The organism is Variovorax paradoxus NBRC 15149, from assembly GCF_001591365.1.
In the GTDB taxonomy this organism is placed as follows: Bacteria; Pseudomonadota; Gammaproteobacteria; order Burkholderiales; family Burkholderiaceae_C; genus Variovorax; species Variovorax paradoxus.
The window spans coordinates 1,070,920-1,091,159 of record NZ_BCUT01000001.1; the positions used below are offsets into that span (position 1 = coordinate 1,070,920).

Genomic DNA, 20,240 nt, shown 5'->3' on the forward strand with positions numbered 1-20,240 from the left:
TTTCTTTCGCCCCCAACGGAGAACCGACGATGAAACGACGAACGCTTGCCGCCCTTGCCACCCTGGCGCTTTCCGCCGCGTGCCTGCCGGCCCTCGCCCAGACGCCGGCGCCCAAGACGCTCAAGGTGGTGGCGCATGCCGACCTGAAGATCCTCGACCCGACCTTCACCACCGCCTACATCTCGCGCAACTTCGGCTACATGGTCTACGACACGCTGTTCGCGCAGGATGCAAACGGCAAGCCGCAGCCGCAGATGGCCGAGAAGTACACCAGCTCCAAGGACGGCAAGCAGTGGAGCTTCACGCTGCGCCCGGGCCTGAAGTTCTCCGACGGCGCCGCCGTGACCTCGGCCGATGCCATTGCCTCGCTGCAGCGCTGGGCCGCGCGCGACAGCATCGGCCGCGCCATGGTGGCGGGCGGCGCCGAGTGGAAGGCGGTGGATGCGCGCACCTTCACGCTCACGCTCGCCGAGCCCTTCGGCCTGGTGCTCGAGGGCCTGGCCAAGCCCTCGAGCTTTCCGCCCGTGATCCTGCCCGAGCGGCTCGCGAAGATGCCCGCCACGGCGCCGCTGCCCGAGGTGATCGGCTCCGGCCCCTTCATCTTCAAGCGCGACGAATGGGTGCCGGGCAACAAGACCGTCTTCGTGCGCAACCCCAACTACCTGCCGCGCAGCGAACCGCCGAGCGGCCTGGCCGGCAGCAAGAAGACCAGCTTCGACCGCGTGGAATGGCTCTACCTGCCCGACGCCAACAGCGCCATCGCGGCGCTCAAGCGCGGCGAGGTCGACCTGGTGGAGCAGGTGCCACCCGACTACATCGCGCCGCTGCGCACCGACCCCGGCGTGAAGATCGGCTCGGGCGGCACCTACCAGGGCTTCCTGGTCATGAACCACCTGCTGCCGCCCTTCAACAACCCGAAGATCCGCCAGGCGCTGCTGCAGGCCGTGAGCCAGGAGCGCATCGTCGCGGCCATGGGCTATCCGCTGGACATGCGCATGGCCTACTGCCCGACCTTCTTCATCTGCGGCAGCCCCAACGAAACCCCCGCGGGCGCCGAGCCCTACCGCAAGGCCGACGTGGCCAAGGCCAAGAAGCTGCTCGCGGACGCGGGCTACAAGGGCGAGAAGGTCACCATCCTGGTGCCGAGCGACGTCACCTACCTCAATGCCGAGGCGCTGATGGCCGCACAGACCATGCGCAGCATCGGCATGAACGTCGATGCGCAGACCATGGACTGGGCCTCCATCGGCGCGCGCCGCGCCAAGCGCGACGCGCCGGAAGCGGGCGGCTGGAACATGTACGTCACCGTGGCCGGCGAGTTCGACGTCAACTCCCCCATCACCAACGCCTACCTGAGCGCGGCCTGCGGCAACACGCTGCCCGGCTGGCCCTGCGACAAGACGCTCGATGACCTGCGCAACGCCTGGCTGAAGGAAACCGTGCCGGCCAAGCGGCGCGAGATCCTCGACGCCTTCCAGGCCCGTGCCTATGAAACGGTGCCCTACATCAACGCAGGCCAGTACACGGCCGCGTTTGCCGCCCGCGCCAGCCTCAAGGGCACCGACAAGCTCTGGGCCGGCATGCCGACGGTCTGGATGCTCGACAAGTAAGCGGCACCACACGGCAGCACCATGGGCTACATCCTCAGGCGATTTCTCTCGACGCTGCCGGTGATGGCAGTGGTGGCGGTGGTGGTGTTCCTGCTGATCCACCTGTCGCCGGGCGACCCGGCGGCGCTGATCGCGGGCGACCTGGCCTCCGTCGAAGATATCGAGAAGCTGCGCGCCGCGCTGGGACTGAACCTGCCGCTGTGGCAGCAGTTCGCGATCTGGCTCGGCAAGCTCTTCACGGGCGACCTCGGCACCTCGATCTTCACGCAGGTGCCGGTGGCGCAGCTGCTCGCGCAGCGGCTGGAGCCCACGGTGTCGATCGCGGTGCTGACCATGGCGCTCACGCTGGTGCTGGCGGTGCCGCTGGGCACGCTCGCGGCCTACCGCGCGGGCAGCTGGATCGACCGGCTCGTGATGCTGTTCGCGGTGCTCGCGTTCTCGGTGCCGGTGTTCCTGGTGGGCTACCTGCTGATCTACGCTTTTGCGATCCAGCTGCCGTGGTTTCCGGTGCAAGGCTACGTGCGCTTTTCCGACAGCCCTGGGCAGTGGCTGCGCGGCCTGGTGCTGCCCTGCGTGAACCTCGCGCTGGTGTACATCGCGCTCGTCACACGCATGACGCGCGCCACCGTGCTCGAGGTGCTGCATGAAGACTACATCCGCACCGCGCGCGCCAAGGGCCTGGGCGTGCTGCCGGTGCTGGGCCATGCGCTGCGCAACGCGGCCATTCCCATCGCCACCACGGTGGGCGTGGGCATCGCCCTGTTGATCGGCGGCGTGGTGGTGACGGAGACGGTGTTCGCCATTCCGGGCGTGGGCCGCCTCGTGATCGATTCGGTGCAGCGCCACGACTACCCGGTGATCCAGAGCGTGCTGCTGCTGTCGGCCGGCGTGTACGTGCTGATCAACCTGCTGATCGACCTGAGCTACCGCTTGTTCGATCCGCGCATCACGTACTAGATGTCCTCATGTCCACCGTACTTCCGATGAGTGAACTTCCACCACCCGTTGCCACCGCCGCGCCCGTGGCCATGGCCGACGAAGCGCCCTTCGTGCCGCCGCGCTGGCGCTGGGTGCGCAAGCATCCGACGCTGATCGTCGGCGGGCTGCTGCTGGTGGCAGTGGCCGCCGTCTCCATCGGCGCGCCCTGGATCGCCACCTTCGATCCGCAGGACATCGATCCGCTCGCGCGCATGCAGCCGCCCTCGGCCGAGCACCTGTTCGGCACCGATGCGCTCGGCCGCGACGTGTTCAGCCGCGCCGTGTGGGGCGGGCAGGTGTCGATGATCGTCGGCGCCTCGGTTGCGCTGCTCGCCACCTTCTTCGGCGTATTGATCGGCCTTTTCGCGGGCTTCGTGCGCTGGGCCGACGGGCCGGTGATGCGCGTGATGGACGGGCTCATGGCCATTCCCGGCATCCTGCTGGCCATTGCGCTCATGGCGGTGACGCGCGCCAGCCTCACGACGGTGATCGTCGCCATCACGGTGCCGGAGATCCCGCGCGTGGTGCGGCTGGTGCGCTCGCTCGCGCTCACCCTGCGCGAGCAGCTGTATGTCGAGGCCGCGCATGCGGTCGGTACGCGCTTGCCGGTGATCCTGCTGCGCCACGTGCTGCCCAACATGGTGGCGCCCTTGATCGTGCAGTCGACCTTCGTGGCCGCCGCCGCGGTGCTGACCGAAGCGGCGCTTTCCTTCCTTGGCGTGGGCGTGCCGGCGCAGACGCCGAGCTGGGGCAACATGATGGCCGAGGGCCGCAACTTCGTGGCGGTGGCGTTCCACATCATCCTGTACCCGGGCCTGCTGCTGGCGGCCACGGTGCTGGCAATCAACCTGCTGGGCGACGGCCTGCGCGATGCGCTCGACCCGCGCCTGGCGCGGCAGCTGTGAGGCCCGCCATGGCACCCATGTCCCATCTTGCGCTCGCGCCCGGCGAGCCCCTGCTCGAAGTCGACAACCTGCGCACCCATTTCCATACGATGGCCGGCGTGGTGCGCTCGGTCGACGGCGTTTCATACACCGTGCGCGCGGGCCGCACGCTCGGCGTGGTCGGCGAGTCGGGCTGCGGCAAGAGCGTGACCGCGCTCTCGATCCTGCGGCTGGTGCCCACGCCGCCCGGCCGCCACATGGGCGCGGTGCGCCTGCGCGGCACCGACCTGATGCGGCTCAGCGAACGCGAGATGCGGCAGATCCGCGGCAACCGCATCTCGATGATCTTCCAGGAGCCGATGACCTCGCTGAACCCGGTGCTCACCGTGGGCCGGCAGATCGCCGAGACGGTGCAGCTGCACCAGAAGGCCAGCCGCGCCGACGCGCTGCAGCGCGCGGTGGAAATGCTGCGCGTGGTGCAGATCCCCGAGCCCGAGCGGCGCGTGAAGGAGTATCCGCACCAGCTCTCTGGCGGCATGCGCCAGCGCGTGATGATCGCGCTGGCCCTGGCCTGCAACCCCGAGGTGCTGATTGCCGACGAGCCCACCACCGCGCTCGACGTGACGATCCAGGCGCAGATCCTCGACCTCATCAAGCGGCTGCAGAAGGAACTGGGCATGGGCGTGGTGATGATCACGCACGACCTCGGCGTGGTGGCCGAGAGCTGCGACCGCGTGGTCGTGATGTATGCCGGCAAGAAGGTCGAAGAGGCCGACGTAGTCGACCTGTTCGACCGGCCGCTGCACCCCTACACGCGCGCGCTGATGGCCTCGATGCCGTCGATGAACACCGCGAGCACGCGGCTGGCCGAGATCCCGGGGCTGGTGCCGGCCGCGCACGAACTGGGCCGCGGCTGCGCCTTTGCGGCGCGCTGCAGCCAGGCGCGCGAGCGCTGCCGCGCGGAGACGCCGCACCTCACACTGCAGGGCGGCGACCACGTGGTGGCCTGCTTCGCCGTCGAAGAACAATGGGCCGATGCCGCCGAGGTGAGCGCATGACGACGACAACCACAGCCCCGCTGCTCCAGGTGCGCAACCTGCGCAAGCACTACCTCTCGCCCAAGCGCTGGCTGCGGCCGGCCAGGCCCGCGATCCAGGCGGTCGACGGCGTCTCGTTCTCGGTGGCGCGCGGCGAAACGCTGTCGCTGGTCGGCGAATCGGGCTGCGGCAAGACGACCACCGCCAAGTCGGTGATGCGGCTGGTGGAGCCGACCTCGGGCTCGGTGGAGCTCGAAGGCGAGGAATTGCTGACGCTCTCCGCCAACGAGATGCGGCTGCGCCGGCGCCAGCTGCAGATCATCTTCCAGGACCCGTATGCCTCGCTCAATCCGCGCCTCACGGCCGGCGACATCGTGGCCGAGCCGATGCGCAACTTCAGCAGCTTCGGCACGGGCACGGCGGCCGAGCGGCGCGAACGCGTGCAGTGGCTGTTCTCGCGCGTGGGCCTCAGGCCCGAGGCGGCGAAGAAGTTTCCGCACGAGTTCTCGGGCGGCCAGCGGCAGCGTCTGGGCATTGCGCGCGCGCTGGCGCTCAACCCCAAGCTGATCGTCTGCGACGAGCCGGTGTCCGCGCTCGACGTGTCGGTGCAGGCGCAGGTGGTGAACCTGCTGATGGACCTGCAGGCCGAGTTCGGCATCGCCTACCTGTTCGTCGCGCACGATCTCGCGGTGGTGCGCCACATCAGCCACCGCGTGGCCGTGATGTACCTCGGCCACATCGTCGAGATCGCGGACCGGAACACGCTGTTTTCCGCGCCGCGGCATCCCTACACCGAGATCCTTCTTTCGGCCGTGCCCGTGCCCAATCCGCGCACACCGGCGTGCCGCATGCTGCTGCAGGGCGACCCGCCGAGTCCCGCCAACCCGCCGTCGGGCTGCCGCTTCCACACGCGCTGCCCGATGGCACAGGCGGTGTGCAAGGAACAGGTGCCCGAGTTGACGGAACGACCCTCGTCTTCCAATGGCGGGCATTGGGTGGCTTGCCACTTTCGCTGAGGTGGAGGTGTGGATGCCGCTTGTTCAGGGCGTTGCTCCCGCCGACGGGGTACCTTGCTCCGCGAATGTCCTCCGGCCTGCGGCCTCCCCCTTGATTTCGCTGCGCAAGGCACCCCATCAGCGGGTGCGTTGGACAGAGCAGTCGTCGATCAGCGGTACACCCAGAGCGTGCCCAGGTGCACAGGGCATCGGGTGCTCCCCGCAGCGAAATCAAGGAGGAGGCCGCAGGCCGGGGGACATTCGCGGAGGGGAGTACCCGGTGGCCTGTGCACGCGCCCCGAACAAGAGCGCCCCAAACAAACGTCCTTGAAAACATGAAAGGCCTCGCATGAGCACACTCAAAAACCACTACGACCTGCTGATCCGCGGCGGCACCGTGATCGACGGCACCAAGGCGCCGCGCTTCGAGGCCGACGTAGGCATTGCCCGCGGCCGCATCGCCGCCATCGGCAATCTTGCAGGCCACACCGCCGACCGGACGCTCGACGCCACCGGCCGCATTGTCGCGCCCGGCTTCATCGACTCGCACACGCACGACGACCAGGCCGTGCTGTCGCAGGCGCAGATGCCGTTCAAGGTGTCGCAGGGCGTGACCACCGTGATCGCGGGCAACTGCGGCATCAGCGCCGCGCCGCTGCGCGAAGACATGGAGCTGCCGATGCCGCTGAGCCTGCTCGAGTCGCCGGCCGCGGGACGCTTCACGAGCTTCGCGGCCTACCTCGATGCGCTGCGCGCCACGCCATCGTCCGTGAACGTGGCCGCGATGGTGGGGCACTCGACCCTGCGCGCCGTGGTCATGTCCGACCTCGACCGACCCGCCAACGACAGCGAGATTGCCGCCATGCAGGCCCTGGTCGAGGAAGCGATGCAGGCCGGCGCCATCGGCCTGTCGACCGGCACCTTCTACCCACCGGCCGTCAAGGCGACGACCGAGGAGATCATCGAGGTCGCCCGCCCGCTCAGCGCGCGCAAGGCGCTCTACGTGACGCACATGCGCGACGAGGCCGACCGCGTGATGGAGTCGCTCGAAGAAACCTTCCACATCGGCCGCGCGCTCGGCATTCCCGTGGTGGTGTCGCACCACAAGGTGCAGAACGCGCAGAACTTCGGCAAGAGCAAGGTCACGCTGCCCTTCATCAAGGAAGCGATGCGCCACCAGTGCATCGGGCTCGACTGCTATCCCTACACGGCAGGCTCCACCATGATCCGCACCGACCGCGGCATGATGGACGGCCGCGTGCTGATTGCATCGAGCGTGCCGCACCCCGAATGCGCCGGGCGCGACCTGAAGGACATCGCGGTCGAATGGGGCGTGTCCGGCGAAGAGGCGGCCAAGCGGCTTTCGCCGGGCAGCGCGATCTATTTCATGATGGACGAGGACGACGTGCAGCGCATCCTCGCCTTCGAGGACACCATGATCGGCTCCGACGGCATTCCGCTCGGCGAGAAGCCGCATCCGCGGCTATGGGGCACCTTCCCGCGCGTGCTGGGCCACTACAGCCGCGACGTCGGCCTGTTTCCGCTGGAGACGGCGGTGTGGAAGATGACCGGGCTCACCGCGCGCAACTTCGGGCTGCACGAGCGCGGCGCGCTGAAGCCGGGCCACCATGCGGACGTGGTGATCTTCGATGCCCAGGCGGTGCGCGACACGGCCAGCTACGCGTCGCCGACCTTGCCGGCCGAAGGCATCGATGCGGTGATCGTGAACGGCGCCGTCACCTGGCAGCACGGCGCGCACAGCGGCGCGCGCAACGGGCAGGTGATCACGCGGCGCGACGCGAAGGCCTGACGGGGATCAGTCGGGGGCGTTCATCACGCGGTCGAACTCCTCGTCGGCCGGAACGTTGTCGGCGTCGAGCTCGCTCGCATCGGTGAGATCGATGCCGGTTTCCTCCGACAGGTCGTCGGAGATTTCGCTGTCGGTCTCCTCGAAGTCGTCGGCTGGCGTGTTGTCGTCGTCTTCGTCGGACGACGAGGCGGAACGCGCGGTGGCGTCGACGTGAATCATGATCGGCTCCTCAGGCTGAATACGGAACGAACCCCTATAGTGCGCCTGTTTCGGCCATTCCGGTTCACCTCAGGCGCGGCGTCGGTGTCGGAAAGTTTCGCTGCACCGGCGCCGGCGGCCTGGCCGCCCTGCTCTCAGTCCTTGTGGACGTGGCCATGTTCCCCGTGGCCTTCGTCCTGGCCATGGTCGCCGTGGCCGTGCTCGCCGTGCGCGAGCCGGCTCACCAGCGTGACCAGCGCGATGCCCACCACCAGCCACACGATCTGCGCCGCGGTCTGCCGCGCGGGCAGCCGCTTCTGCAGCTGGGGAATCAGGTCGGCCAGCGCCACGTAGACGAAGCTGCTGCTGGCCAGCACCAGGAAGTACGGCAGCCAGCCGTGCAGCTGGTCGACCAGCCACCATCCCACGATGCCGCCGAGCATGGTCATGGTGCCGGCCAGCGACACCTTGACGAGCGCCGCGCGCTGGTTGGCCGAGCTCTGGCGCAGCACGACCAGGTCGCCGATGTGGTGCGGCACCTCGTGCGCCAGCACGGCCACGGCCGCCACCAGGCCGAGGCGTATGTCCGCGATGAAGGCCGACGCAATCAGGATGCCGTCGCCGAAGCAGTGCACGCTGTCGCCGGTGAGCACGGCCCAGCCGCCGCCGGTGCGGGGCGCGTGGGCATGCGCATGGCCGTGGTGGTGGCCGTGGTCGTGGCCATGGCCGTGATCGCCGTGATCGCCGTGATCGCCGTGATGGTGCTCGTGCCCGTGGTGCCAGAGCTCGGCCTTGTCGAGCAGGAAGAAGAACACCAGGCCGAACAGCAGCACGCCGAACAGCAGCGCGGGCTCGATGCGGCTTTCGAAGGCTTCGGGCAACAGGTGCATGAACGCGGTGGCCAGCAGCGCGCCTGCGGCCAGGCTCAGCAGGTGCTGCGAATTCACGCCGCCCGAACCGTTGCGAACGCCCACGCGCAAGAGCAATGCGGCCAGCCACACGCTTCCGATGCCGGCCACCAGGGTCGCCGCGATGATCACTATCAAATTCATAGCTGCTTGCGCAATGTCGATGGGCATCGATGCCCGATACCGTTCATAAAAAGAGAAAAGGCCGTCACGGGGACGGCCTTCGGCGGAGGGTGGCTGCTGGCTGCCCGTCAGGCGACGCCATTGGCTTTGAACCAGGCCGTGGCGCGCTGCCATCCGTCTTCGGCCGCGCTCTTCACGTAGCTCGGGCGGTAGTCGGCATGGAACGCGTGGCCTGCTTCGGGATACACGACGAAGCTCGAAGCCTTGGCCGCCGGGGTTCCGGTGGCGAGGGCGGCTTTCATCTTATCAACCGTGTCAAGGGGGATGCCCTGGTCCTTGCCGCCGTAGAGGCCGAGCACCGGCGCCTGCAGGCTGGCCGCGACGTCGATCGGATGCCTGGGCGTGAGTTGGCTCGGCTGGCCGACCAGCCGGCCGTACCAGGCCACGCCGGCCTTGACCTTGCCGGTGGCCGCGTAGAGCCACACGAAGCGCCCGCCCCAGCAGAAGCCGGTGATGCCCGCCTTGGCCACGTTGCCGCCGTTGGCCGCGGCGTACGCGAGCGCGCCGTCGAGGTCGGCCAGCACCTGCGCATCGGGCACCTTGCTCACGATGTCTGCCTGCAGCTTGGGAATGTCGGTGTAGCTCTTGGCATCGCCCTGGCGCGCATAGAGCTCGGGCGCAATGGCCAGGTAGCCGAGCTGGGCGAAGCGGCGGCAGGTGTCGGCGATGTATTCGTGCACGCCGAAGATCTCCTGCACCACCAGGATCACGGGCAGGCCGGTCTTGCCGGCCGGCGCGGCCGTATAGGCCGGCACCTCGAAGCCATTGACGGTGTACTTGACGGGGCCGGCCTTCAGGCCTTCGGCCGAGGTGCTGATGGCAGTCTGCGCCACGACCGGCATGACCGCAGCCGCGTAGCCCACGCCAATGGCGGCCTTGAGCGCGGTGCGCCGCGTGGCGCCCTGCTCGGTGCTCTGGCCGGGACGAAGCGAATCGAAATCGGAACGGCTGTCGTCGCGAAGGGACATGGGTAGGGCTCCAGTTGAATCGTCGGACAAGGACGGCATGCACGAAAAACGCACGCCGCAATGTAGGCGAAATCAGCCAGCCCCGTCTGCCGGCAGGGTTGCTTGCTAGTCGCGGTAGGCGCGGCGCGCCAGTGCGGCGGCCAGCACCTGTGCCGGGTCGACCAGGCTCAGCCCGGCCACGGCGGCCGAGCCCTGCAGCCCGAGCGGAACCTCGGTGCAGCCCATGATGATGGTGACCGGCCCGTGGCGCTCTGCGAGCCGCAGCGCCACCTGAGAAAAACAGGCCTCGGCGAGCTGCATGTTGCCGGCCTTGACGCCGTCGAAGATGCCGCGCGTGATGATGCGGCGCTCCTCGGCCAGCGGCACATGGCAGTCGAGCCCCGCCTCGGCCAGCGCCTGTTCGTAGAGCCGCACGCGGTAGGTGCCTTCGGTGGCCATCAGCGCCACGCTGCCCGTGCCCTGCGCGGCCAGATGCAGCGCCACCTCGCGTGCCATGTGCAGCAACTCGACCTGCGGAAAGCGTTCCTGCAGCCGGGCATGCCAGGCATGCGCGGTGTTGCAGGCAATGGCCACCGCCTGGCTGCCCAGCGCGGCAAGCCGCCCGAGCGCCTGCAGCATCGGCTCGAGCGGCTGGTGCGCGCCGTTCTCGGCCGAGCCCAGCGCATCGGTGCGGTCGGGCACCGGCACCTGCGCGAGCCAGTGCTCCGGAAAGGACTGGTCCCGCACCGGCTCCCCGCGCGCGCGCATCTGCTGCGCGCAGGCCTGCACGAACAGCCGGACGAAATCGGCTCCCGCCGCAGGGCCCATGCCGCCCAGGATGCCGACTACGTTCGTGGAAGCCATGGTCCGGTCCGTCCGTGGGTCAGGTCGCTGGCTTGTCGGAAGGCGCCTTGATGTTGTCCTTGAGCTGCTGGCTCATGGGCAGGTTCAGCGGCACGTTCTTCGGCGGGATCGGCGACATGAACCACTTGTTGTAGAGCTTCTCGAACTCGCCGCTCTTCATCATGCCGATGAAGGTGTCGTCCACCAGCTTCTTGAAGGCCGGGTCGTCCTTGGGCAGCATGCAGGCATAGGGCTCGACCTGCAGCGGCTCGCCCACCACCTCGTAGTCGGCCGGGTTCTTGGCGTTGGCGATCAGGCCGAACAGCAGGATGTCGTCCATTGCAAACGCCACGGCGCGGTCGCTTTCCACGAGCAGGAAGGCATCGGCGTGGTCCTTGCCGAGCACGATGTCCATGTCGAGGTTCTTCTCGGTGTTGTACTTGCGCATGACCAGCGCATTGGTGGTGCCGGTGGTGCTGGCCACCGTCTTCTTGGCGAGGTCGGCGTAGTCCTTGATCTTCGAGGACTTCTTCACCAGCAGGCGCGTGCCGGTGTAGAAATGGTTCACGGCAAAGGCCACGTCCTTGCCGCGCGCGCTGTTGTTGGTGGTGGAGCCGCACTCCAGGTCGACGGTGCCGTTGGTGATGAGCGGAATGCGGTTCTGCGAGGTCACCGGCATCAGCTGCACCTGCAGGCTGGGCTTGTTGAGCTTCTTCTTCACCGCCTCGACCACGGCGTTGGAGAGTTCGACCGAGAATCCGATCGGCTTGTTGGGGCCGTCCAGGTAGCTGAAGGGCACCGACGACTCGCGGTAGGCGAGCGTGATCTTGCCGGACTCGGCGATCTTGGCCAGCGTGTCGGCGGCCTGGACGCCCGTGGCGGTAAGCAGCACCACGGCAGCGGCAGCCATCAATGCGGAGAGTTTCATGCGAGCCTTCTTCAGGTTGGTTGAACAGAACAGCCAGTGTAAGAAGGAGTGACACATCGCGACAATTCCAAATGAACCCTAGGCCATACCCAAAGGTTATGGGTTAAGGCAGGCGGACGGACGGGGCATGCGCTTTGGCTATGGGCCACCGCGCTTTTGGCATTTCCGGCCGGCGCGGCGCGCACCTACAGTCGATGCCGTCCCCTCTTCACTCCCTCTTCGGAAAGCTGCCTCCATGCATGTGTGTGTGCTCGGTGCCGGCATCGTGGGCCTGGCCACCGCCTGGCAGCTCGAACGCCGGGGCCACCAGGTCACGGTCGTCGACCGCGCCGCCCCCGGTGCGGGCGCCAGCGGCGGCAACGGCGCGCAGCTCAGCTACTCGTACGTGCAGCCGCTGGCCGATCCATCGATCTGGAAGCAGCTGCCCAAGCTGCTGCTCTCGCCCACGTCGCCGCTCAAGCTGCGGCCCCAGCTCGACCCGCTCCAGTGGCGCTGGGGCCTGGCCTTCCTGGCAGCCTGCAATGCGCAGACCTCCCGCGGCACCACCGCCCAACTGCTCGCGCTGGCCGCGCTCAGCCGCACCGGCTTCGAGGAAATGCAGGCCGACGTGGCACCCGACTGCGACTTTTCCGCCACCGGCAAGCTGGTGCTGTACGCCAGCGCAGCCTCGCTCGACGGCGCACGCGCGCAGCTCGAACTGCAGCGCGCCATGGGCAGCGAGCAGCGCATCGTCTCGCCCGACGAATGCGCCGCCATCGAACCCGCGCTCGCGGACTACCGCGGCCAGATGGCGGGCGCCGTCTACACGCCGAGCGAATGCGCGGCCGACTGCCTCAAGGTCTGCGCCGAACTGCAGCGGGTGCTCGGCGCGCGCGGCGTGCGCTTTTTGCTCGGCACCGACGTGCATGGCTTCGCGCGCAGCAACGGCCGGGTGGCGGCGGTGCAGACGAGCGCCGGCGACATCGAGGCCGATGCCTTCGTGATGGCGCTGGGCTCGGCGTCACACAGGCTCGGGCGCGCGCTGGGCGCCTACCTGCCGGTGTATCCGCTCAAGGGCTACAGCATCACGGTGGAGGTCGACCCCTCGCCCGGCGCCGCGCCCACGGTGAACGTGACCGACAGCGCCCGCAAGGTGGTGTTCGCGCGCATCGGCTCGCGGCTGCGCGTGGCGGGCATGGCGGAACTGGTGGGGCACGACGCGAGCATCCCGGCCACGCGCATCGAGACGCTGGCTGCCGCCACGCGCGCCGTGTTCCCGCATGCAAGCCGGCTCGAGGAGCTGCATCCGTGGACCGGCATGCGGCCGGCCACGCCCAAGGGGCTGCCGATCATCGGGCGGCTGGCGAGCGCGCCCGCGAACATGCTGTTCAACACGGGGCATGGCGCACTGGGCTTCACGCTGGCTTTCGGCTCGGCACAGCGGATTGCCGAGGCGCTGGAGCCCGCGGCTTCCTGAGTTGCCGCGCCAGCGGTGTCAGACGGCCTGCTCGATCGCCTCGCGCATGCAGCGCGTGATGCCGCGCACTGCCACCGAATCGGGCTTGCCCGCAAAGCGCAGGGCGCGCACCGGCACCGGAATGTGCGGCTCCAGCGCCAGCACGTCGACCTTGGCGGCGTCCGCCGAGCGGGCCGTGCAGCCGTCGACCAGCGCCACGCCGAGGCCGTGGTGCGCCATCGACAGGGCGGCGTGGTAAGTCTGCACCGTGACCACCGCCTGCTGGAAGCCGACGCCCGCCTGGCGGCAGGCCTGGCTCAGGCTGGTGCCCACCGGATCGCGGCTGTCGAGCCCGATGACCGGCCGGTCGACCAAGTCGTGCAGCGCCACCGAGCCGTTGCGCACCAGCGCGCGCGGCAGCATGCCCTTGGGCGCGATGCACACCATGCGCGTGTCGGCCAAGGTTTCCTGCGTGAGCGAGGGATGCACCGCGGGGCTGAAGACAAAACCCACGTCGGCCTCCTGCAGCAACAGCGCCGACATGATCTGCGGCGAGTGCAGCGATTCCACCGTGATCGCATAGCCCGGGTGCTTCTCGCGGAAGGCCTTGAGCGCGCGCGGCAGCACCTCGTAGCTCAGCGCCAGCACGCTCAGGATGCGCAGCTCGCCGGTGTCGCTGCCCGCGCGCAGGTTGGCCGCGAGGCGCTGCACCTCGTCGAGCTGCGCAAACAGCCGCTCGATGTGCGGATACAGCGTGAGCGCCTCGGTGGTCGGTGTGAGCCGGCCCTTGGCGCGCTGGAACAGCGGAAAGCCCAGCTGCAGTTCGGCATGCTGCAAGGTGCGGCTCACCGCCGGCTGCGTGATGTTGATGAGCCGCGCCGCCGCGCTCACGCTGCCCGTGAGCATGATCGCGTTGAAAACTTCGATGTGGCGCAGGCGCATGGCCGGCTCAGTTGCCTGCGATCTTGCTGCGGGAGAGGTCCATCACCATGCGGGTCGCAAGATAGAGCCTCGGCTCGATGGAGTCGACCAGCACGTACTCGGCATCGGCCGAATGCGCGCCGAAGCCCTGCAGGCCGAAGCGCTCCACCACCGGCGCCTTGGTCTTGAGCGCGGCAAAGGCGGCATCGGTGCCGCCGCCGGCCACCTTGTCGTCGGCGCCCAGCGGCCGGCCGAGCTCGTCCTTGTAGATCTGCTGCGCGTGCTTGGCAAGCGCGAGCGAGGCATCGGTGGCTTCGAGCGGCGGACGGCGGCGCTCGAACTTCATCGCGACCTTGGCCTCCGGGATCAGCTGCTTCTTCACGCGCTCCTGCACCTGCTGCTCAATGCGGTCGTAGTCGCTCACCTTGAGCACGCGCACATCGGCGCCCGCGGTGGCGCTGGCCGGAATCACGTTGCGGTTGCTGCCCGAACGCGAGATGGTCCAGTTCATCTTGAGCCCGGTGGCCGGGTCGGACAGGTCGCGCATCTGCAGGATCTGGTGCGACAGCTCGTAGAGCGCATTCACGCCCAGCTCCGGCGCCGAGCCTGCATGCGAGGCCTTGCCCGTGACGTTGAGCGAAACCGAGGCAATGCCCGCGGTGGCCAGCGAGAGCTTGTCTTCCTTGACCGATGCGCCCTCGAACGACAGCACCGCGTCGTGCTCGCTGCCCAGCCGCGTGATGAGCGCGCGCGAACCGGGCGAGCTGATTTCCTCGTCGCCGTTGATGAGCACCGTGAGCGTGCCGTAGTCCTTGAACTTCAGCGCCTGCAGCATCGCGACCGTGTGCGTGATGACGGCCACGCCCTGCTTGTCGTCGGCAATGCCCAGGCCATAGGCCTTGTCGCCTTCGACGCGGAACGGCTGCTTGTCGAGCATGCCCACGGTGTAGACCGTGTCCATGTGCGCGATGAGCATGATCTTCTTCTTGCCCGTGCCCTTGAAGGTGGCGCGCACCGCCCGGCCGATCTTCTCGGGCGTGTCTTCCATGCGGTAGGCCTCGGCGCTGGTGTCGACGAGCTCGACCTCGCCGCCCATGGCCTTGAACTTTGCGGCGATGAGGTCGGAGATCTTCTCCAGGCCTTCGAGGTCGCGGCTGCCCGATTCGATCGAGACCAGCTCCTTCAGCGTCTCGAGCAGCGCGAGCTTTTCCTTGGCGGCCAGCGAGGCGATGCGGGCATCGGGGGCGGCAAACGCGGTGCCCAGGCAGGCGGCGCAAACGGCGGCGAGCAGGAATTTGCGGGGCTGGAATGTCATGTGCGTGCTTCTTCTTTCTTTCGTCGGTTGATCAGTGCGCCTTGTCCCAGTTGGGACCGATGCCGATCTCGGCCAGCAGCGGCACCTTGAGTTCGGCCACGCCGGCCATCAGGCGCGGGATTTCGGTGCGCACCCATTCGATCTCTGCCTCGGGCACCTCGAACACCAGTTCGTCGTGCACCTGCATGATCATGCGGGTGGCGCGCTTCTCTTCGTCAAGCACGTTCTGTACCTTGATCATGCTGAGCTTGATGAGGTCGGCCGCCGTGCCCTGCATCGGCGCGTTGATGGCCGCGCGCTCGGCGCCGCCGCGGCGCGGGCCGTTGGGCGAATTGATCTCGGGCAGGTAGAGGCGCCGGCCGAACACGGTCTCGACATAGCCCTTTTCCTTGGCCAGCGCCTTGGTCTCGTCCATGTACGCCTTCACGCCCGGATAGCGCGCAAAGTAGCGGTCGATGTAGGAGGCCGCGGCCTTGGTCTCGATGCCCAGGTTGCGCGCCAGGCCGAAGCTGCTCATGCCGTAGATGAGCCCGAAGTTGATCACCTTGGCATAGCGGCGCTGCTCGCTCGACACCTGGTCGGGCGTGGCGCCGAACACCTCCGCCGCGGTGGCGCGGTGCACGTCGATGCCCTCCCTGAAGGCGCGCAGCAGCGACTCGTCGCCGCTGATGTGGGCCATGATGCGCAGCTCGATCTGCGAGTAGTCGGCGCTCGCGATCACGCTGCCGGCCGGTGCAATGAAGGCCTCGCGCACGCGGCGGCCTTCGGGCGTGCGGATCGGGATGTTCTGCAGGTTGGGGTCGTTGCTCGACAGCCGCCCCGTCACCGCCACCGCCTGCGCATAGTGCGTGTGGACGCGGCCGGTGCGCGGGTTGGCGAGCTGGCCGAGCTTGTCGGTGTAGGTGCCCTTGAGCTTGGACAGGCCGCGGTGCTCGAGGATCTTGGCCGGCAGCGGATAGTCCTCGGCCAGTTTCTCGAGCACTTCCTCGTCGGTGCTCGGCGCGCCGCTCGGCGTCTTCTTGACCACCGGCAGGCCCAGCTTGGTGAAGAAGATCTCGCCGATCTGCTTGGGCGAACCCAGGTTGAAGGGCTGGCCCGCGATCTCGTAGGCCTCCTGCTCGAGCGCCATGATGCGCGTGCCGAGCTCGTGGCTCTGCGCGGCCAGCGTGGGCGCATCGATCAGCACGCCGTTGCGCTCGACGCGGTAGAGCGCCTCGCTCGAATCCATCTCGAGCTGGTAGATGAAGCGCAGCTTCTCGTCGCGCTCGATCTGCGGCCACAGCGCCAGGTGGACGTCGAGCGTCTGGTCGCTGTCCTCGCACGAATATTCGGCGGCCTTGGCGATGTCGACCTGGCTGAACGGGATCTGGTGCGCGCCCTTGCCGCACAGGTCTTCGTACGAGATGCCGCTGCGGCCCAGGTGGCGCTCGGCCAGGCTCGCAAGCCCGTGCGGACGGTGCGCCTCGAGCACGTAGCTCTGCAGCATGGTGTCGTGCGCATAGCCCTGCACCTCGATGCTGTGGTTGGCGAACACATGGCGGTCGTACTTGATGTGCTGGCCGAGTTTTTTCTTCGCGGGGTTTTCGAGCCAGGGCTTGAGCCTGGCGAGCACCTCGTCGATGGGCAGCTGCGCGGGTGCATCGGGGTAGTTGTGCGCCAGTGGAATGTAGGCCGCCTCGCCGGGCTCGACGCTGAAGCTCACGCCCACGATCTGCGCGACCATTTCATCGAGCGACGTGGTCTCGGTGTCGATGGCGGCCAGGTCCGCGGCTTCCAGCTTTGCGAGCCAGGCGTCGAACTGGGCCCAAGTCGTGATCGTCTCGTACTTCAGGTTGCTCGCGGGCGCAGCGGCCTCCAGCGCGCCGAGTTCGGCCGATTCGTCGAACAGGCCGCCCTGGTCGGCGCTCGCAGCGGCGCCGCGGGCCATCTGCTTCTTGATGTTCTCCTCGATCAGCTCGGGCGGCACTTCCAGCGCCTCGATCGACTTGACCAGGCTCTTGAAGCCGAACCGCTCGTAGAAAGGCTTGAGCTCGGCGGTCTGCGGCGCGCCCACCGGCAGGCCTTCGAGCGAAGGCAGGCCGGCGACGTGCGCGGCCAGGTCGCAATCGGTGCGGATGGTGACGAGCTGGCGGCTCAGCGGGAGCTTGTCCAAGGCCTTGCGCAGGTTTTCACCCGCCTGGCCCTTGACCTCCGCGGCGCGCTCGATCAGTGCATCGAGCGAACCGTACTCGAGCAGCCATTTGGCGGCTGTCTTGGGGCCGACCTTCTCGACGCCGGGCACGTTGTCGACCGCATCGCCGACCAGCGTCTGGTAGTCGATCATCAGGTTGGGCGGCACGCCGAACTCCGACGTGACGCCCGCCACGTCGCGCTTCTTGCCGTTCATCGTGTCGATGATGGTGATGTGCTCGTCCACCAGCTGGCTCAGGTCCTTGTCGCCGCTCGAAACGATCACCTCGACGCCCTGCTGCGCCGCGGTCTTGGCGAGCGTGCCGATCACGTCGTCGGCCTCGATGTCGGGCACGCACAGCACCGGCCAGCCCATCAGCTTGACCACCTCGTGGATGGGGTCGATCTGGCTGCGCAGGTCGTCGGGCATGGGGGAGCGGTTGGCCTTGTATTCGGGATACAGGTCGTCGCGGAAGGTCTTGCCGGGCGCATCGAAGATGCAGGCCGCATAGTCGGCGCGCACCTCGCGGCGCAGCGCCGTCATCATGTTGATCATTCCGCGGATGGCGCCGGTCGCCGGGCTCTTCGGATCGCCGGGCACGGCCCGCAGGTCGGGCATGGCATGGAAGGCGCGGTAGAGATAGCTCGAGCCATCGACGAGCAGCAGCGTTTTCTTGTCGGTCATCGGGCCATTTTGCCGTGCCCGGACCGGCATCCCGAACCACGCCTGCAAGCGCCGCCCGCCGACACGCCGAAAGCGCCCCCGCGCCTACAATCCCTCCATGCCTAGCCCCACACTCCTGGTCGCCCGCCGCATCCTGCTGGCGCTGGCCTTTGCCGTCCCCGTTGCCGCCGTCCAGGCGCAGCCCGCGCCCGCCGCAACGCCTGCGCCGGCCGAGCCGCTACAAAATCAGGAGCAGGCCGAGGGCCGCCGCAACCAGAAGGTCGAGCACATCCACACGGAAGACAGCGGCGCCTCGGTCGACGAAGTGCGCTACGGCGGCCGCACGCAGAGCATCAACGTGAAGCCCAAGGCCAACGTGCCGGGCTACGAGGTGCGGCCCAACGATCCAGGCGCGCGTGCGGGTTCCGGCGATGCCAACTCGAACGGCAACGGCGCCCGGGTCTGGAACGTGATGAAGTTCTGACCGTGCCGCGCCTTCCAACTGCAGCAAGACGCTGAGCACCGCCATGGCAGTTTTTACCGAAGTCGAGTTCGGCGAGGCGGACGCGCTCGTGCAGCGCCTGGGCCTCGGCCCGCTGCGCGAGCTGCGCGGCATCGAGGGCGGCATCGAGAACACCAACTACTTCGCGACCGCCGAAAGCGGCGAGTTCGTGCTGACGCTGTTCGAGCGCCTCGGCGCCGAGCAGCTTCCCTACTACCTTGGCCTCATGAAGCACCTGGCGGGCCGCGGCCTGCCGGTGCCCGAGCCGGTGGCCGATCCGGCCATCCAGCCGCCCTCGGGCCATGCGCTGACGATTCCCGCGAACGCCCCGTGCGAACTGCTGCTCAAGGTGGCGGGCAAGCCGGCCGCACTGGTGCAGCGGCTCTCGGGCCGCAGCGAGCTCGCGCCGGGCACGGCCCATTGCGCCGAGCTGGGCGCCCTGCTCGCGCGCATGCACCTGGCCGCGCGCGACTTTCCGCGCATCCAGCCGAACCTGCGCGGCCTCGCATGGTGGAACGACACCGTGCCGGTGGTGCTGCCCTACGTGGACGAATCGCAGGCGGCGCTGCTGAGCGCCGAACTCGCGTATCAAAACCACATCGCCGAATCGTCGGCCTACGCGGCGCTGCCGCGCGGCCCGGTGCATGCCGACATGTTCCGCGACAACGTGATGTTCGCCACCGGTGAAGACGCCGGCGCGGCGCCGCGCCTCACCGGCGTGTTCGACTTCTATTTCGCGGGCACCGACACCTGGCTGTTCGACCTGGCCGTGTGCCTGAACGACTGGGCCATCGATCTTTCAACGGGCCGGCACGACGCCGAACGCGCCGATGCGCTGCTCGCGGCCTATGAAAGCGTGCGCCCGCTGAATGCGTCCGAGCGCGCCCTGCTGCCCGCCATGCTGCGCGCCGCGGCGCTGCGCTTCTGGATTTCGCGGCTGTGGGACTTTCACCTGCCGCGCGAAGCCAGCATGCTCAAGCCGCACGACCCGGCGCACTTCGAGCGCGTGCTGCGCGAGCGCGCCACCCATCCGCATGCCATGGCGCAGTCGCTCGAGCCGCTGCCCGCCTGAGCCTTCAAGAATGAAACTCCACATCGTGCCGGCGCGAACCGGCGCCGAATGGGTCCGCCTCGGGCTCAAGACCTTCTGGCGGCAGCCGCTCGCCTTCATCTCGCTGTTCTTCCTGCTGATGGCGCTGATCTCGACGGTGTCGCTGCTGCCGCTGGTGGGCAGCGTGCTGGCGCCGATCCTGCTGCCCTTCATGACGCTGGGCCTGATGGTGGCCACTTCAATTGCCTACACCGACAACGCCGAGGGTGCCGGCACCGCCGGCCATGCGCAGCGGCCCACCGGCTCGGCCATGTTCGTGGCGGTGGCGGCCGCCATGCGCACCGAGTGGCGCTCGCTGGTCAAGCTCGGCGTGATCTCGGCGGCGTATTTCGTGGTGGCGGTGCTGCTCACGAGCTTCATCGACGGCGGGCAGCTGGCACGCGCCTACCTGCTCGACGACATGCCCTCGGCCGAGACCATCGCGAGCAGCGACTTCCAGGTCGCGCGCATGTTCCTCATGTGCCTGAACCTGCCGCTCTCGCTGGCGATGTGGCACGCCCCGGCGCTCGTGCACTGGCACGGCGTGGAACCGGTCAAGAGCATCTTCTTCAGCGTGGTGGCGCTGTTCCGCAACTTCGGCGCCTACGCGCTCTTCGTGCTGGCGTGGTTCGGCGTGTTCCTGCTCGCGGGCATCGGAATGGGGCTCATCGCCACCGTGCTGATCGGCGTGGGCGCGGCGGCCGGCGGCGCGGCGCTCATCGGCAACGTGCTGATCGTGGGATCGGCGCTGGTGCTCGCGGCGATGTCGCTGAGCTCCACCTGGTTCACCTTCCGCGACAGCTTCGATCCGAGCTGATCCGCC

Annotated in this window: 18 protein-coding genes; 10 read left to right on the forward strand and 8 right to left on the reverse strand. The window is 68.3% G+C overall.

Features of this window, described 5'->3' with window-relative positions; genetic code table 11:
- Window positions 1–29 precede the first annotated feature (29 nt).
- The 6 genes from VPA02S_RS05065 to VPA02S_RS05090 all read left to right on the forward strand — a co-directional run bounded on the left by VPA02S_RS05065 (window position 30) and on the right by VPA02S_RS05090 (window position 7,314).
- The gene (locus VPA02S_RS05065) at window positions 30–1,610 is read left to right on the forward strand and encodes an ABC transporter substrate-binding protein (RefSeq protein ID WP_062362509.1); all 1,581 of its coding nucleotides are present in this window, start codon (window positions 30–32) and stop codon (window positions 1,608–1,610) included.
- Between the two features lie 21 nt (window positions 1,611–1,631).
- Complete coding sequence (locus VPA02S_RS05070; protein ID WP_012746698.1) at window positions 1,632–2,567, forward strand: ABC transporter permease; 936 nt, start codon at window positions 1,632–1,634, stop codon at window positions 2,565–2,567.
- Between the two features lie 26 nt (window positions 2,568–2,593).
- Window positions 2,594–3,493 (forward strand): ABC transporter permease, encoded by a 900-nt coding sequence (locus tag VPA02S_RS05075; RefSeq protein WP_062362512.1) that lies wholly within the window; start codon window positions 2,594–2,596, stop codon window positions 3,491–3,493.
- A gap of 8 nt (window positions 3,494–3,501) precedes the next feature.
- The gene (locus tag VPA02S_RS05080) at window positions 3,502–4,530 is read left to right on the forward strand and encodes an ABC transporter ATP-binding protein (RefSeq protein WP_062362515.1); all 1,029 of its coding nucleotides are present in this window, start codon (window positions 3,502–3,504) and stop codon (window positions 4,528–4,530) included.
- Window positions 4,527–5,525, forward strand: coding sequence for an ABC transporter ATP-binding protein (locus VPA02S_RS05085; RefSeq protein WP_062362518.1), 999 nt, complete (start codon window positions 4,527–4,529; stop codon window positions 5,523–5,525). Before VPA02S_RS05080 ends, VPA02S_RS05085 begins: the two co-directional genes overlap by 4 nt.
- 328 nt (window positions 5,526–5,853) lie before the next feature.
- A complete protein-coding gene (locus VPA02S_RS05090) occupies window positions 5,854–7,314 on the forward strand; it encodes an N-acyl-D-amino-acid deacylase family protein (protein WP_062362522.1) in 1,461 nt (486 codons plus the stop codon).
- 6 nt (window positions 7,315–7,320) lie between these two features.
- Here VPA02S_RS05090 and VPA02S_RS05095 read toward each other — a convergent pair whose 3' ends face one another.
- The 5 genes from VPA02S_RS05095 to VPA02S_RS05115 all read right to left on the reverse strand — a co-directional run bounded on the left by VPA02S_RS05095 (window position 7,321) and on the right by VPA02S_RS05115 (window position 11,321).
- Window positions 7,321–7,533, reverse strand: coding sequence for a hypothetical protein (locus VPA02S_RS05095; protein WP_012746693.1), 213 nt, complete (start codon window positions 7,531–7,533; stop codon window positions 7,321–7,323).
- A gap of 134 nt (window positions 7,534–7,667) precedes the next feature.
- A complete protein-coding gene (locus VPA02S_RS05100) occupies window positions 7,668–8,564 on the reverse strand; it encodes a ZIP family metal transporter (protein WP_062362525.1) in 897 nt (298 codons plus the stop codon).
- 107 nt (window positions 8,565–8,671) lie between these two features.
- Entirely contained in the window at window positions 8,672–9,571 is a 900-nt protein-coding gene (locus VPA02S_RS05105) for a dienelactone hydrolase family protein (protein ID WP_062362528.1), read from the reverse strand.
- Between the two features lie 105 nt (window positions 9,572–9,676).
- Window positions 9,677–10,414: an aspartate/glutamate racemase family protein gene (locus VPA02S_RS05110; protein ID WP_062362530.1), complete on the reverse strand. Its 738-nt coding sequence runs from the start codon at window positions 10,412–10,414 to the stop codon at window positions 9,677–9,679.
- Between the two features lie 19 nt (window positions 10,415–10,433).
- On the reverse strand, window positions 10,434–11,321 hold the full coding sequence (locus tag VPA02S_RS05115; protein ID WP_012746689.1) for a transporter substrate-binding domain-containing protein: 888 nt from the start codon (window positions 11,319–11,321) through the stop codon (window positions 10,434–10,436).
- Window positions 11,322–11,556: 235 nt separating this feature from the next.
- On the opposite strand from VPA02S_RS05115, the gene VPA02S_RS05120 reads away from it, so the two are divergent.
- Window positions 11,557–12,777, forward strand: a complete 1,221-nt coding sequence (locus VPA02S_RS05120) for a D-amino acid dehydrogenase (protein WP_062362533.1) — start codon at window positions 11,557–11,559, stop codon at window positions 12,775–12,777.
- 18 nt (window positions 12,778–12,795) lie between these two features.
- Here the strand turns inward: VPA02S_RS05120 and VPA02S_RS05125 are convergent, their stop codons facing one another.
- From VPA02S_RS05125 to polA, 3 genes are read right to left on the reverse strand one after another with little or no spacing between them, the layout of a single operon-like run.
- Window positions 12,796–13,698 (reverse strand): LysR family transcriptional regulator, encoded by a 903-nt coding sequence (locus VPA02S_RS05125; RefSeq protein WP_012746687.1) that lies wholly within the window; start codon window positions 13,696–13,698, stop codon window positions 12,796–12,798.
- Between the two features lie 7 nt (window positions 13,699–13,705).
- Window positions 13,706–14,992: a M20/M25/M40 family metallo-hydrolase gene (locus tag VPA02S_RS05130; protein ID WP_062362536.1), complete on the reverse strand. Its 1,287-nt coding sequence runs from the start codon at window positions 14,990–14,992 to the stop codon at window positions 13,706–13,708.
- A 31-nt stretch (window positions 14,993–15,023) separates the two neighbouring features.
- Complete coding sequence (gene polA / locus VPA02S_RS05135) at window positions 15,024–17,846, reverse strand: DNA polymerase I (protein WP_062362538.1); 2,823 nt, start codon at window positions 17,844–17,846, stop codon at window positions 15,024–15,026.
- Window positions 17,847–17,943: 97 nt separating this feature from the next.
- Between polA and VPA02S_RS05140 the strand changes: the two genes are divergently transcribed.
- The 3 genes from VPA02S_RS05140 to VPA02S_RS05150 are packed head-to-tail and all read left to right on the forward strand — an operon-like array spanning window position 17,944 to window position 20,234.
- Window positions 17,944–18,309: a hypothetical protein gene (locus VPA02S_RS05140; protein WP_062362541.1), complete on the forward strand. Its 366-nt coding sequence runs from the start codon at window positions 17,944–17,946 to the stop codon at window positions 18,307–18,309.
- Window positions 18,310–18,352: 43 nt separating this feature from the next.
- Window positions 18,353–19,399, forward strand: coding sequence for a homoserine kinase (locus VPA02S_RS05145; RefSeq protein ID WP_062362545.1), 1,047 nt, complete (start codon window positions 18,353–18,355; stop codon window positions 19,397–19,399).
- Between the two features lie 10 nt (window positions 19,400–19,409).
- Complete coding sequence (locus VPA02S_RS05150) at window positions 19,410–20,234, forward strand: BPSS1780 family membrane protein (RefSeq protein ID WP_018903138.1); 825 nt, start codon at window positions 19,410–19,412, stop codon at window positions 20,232–20,234.
- Window positions 20,235–20,240: the final 6 nt, after the last annotated feature.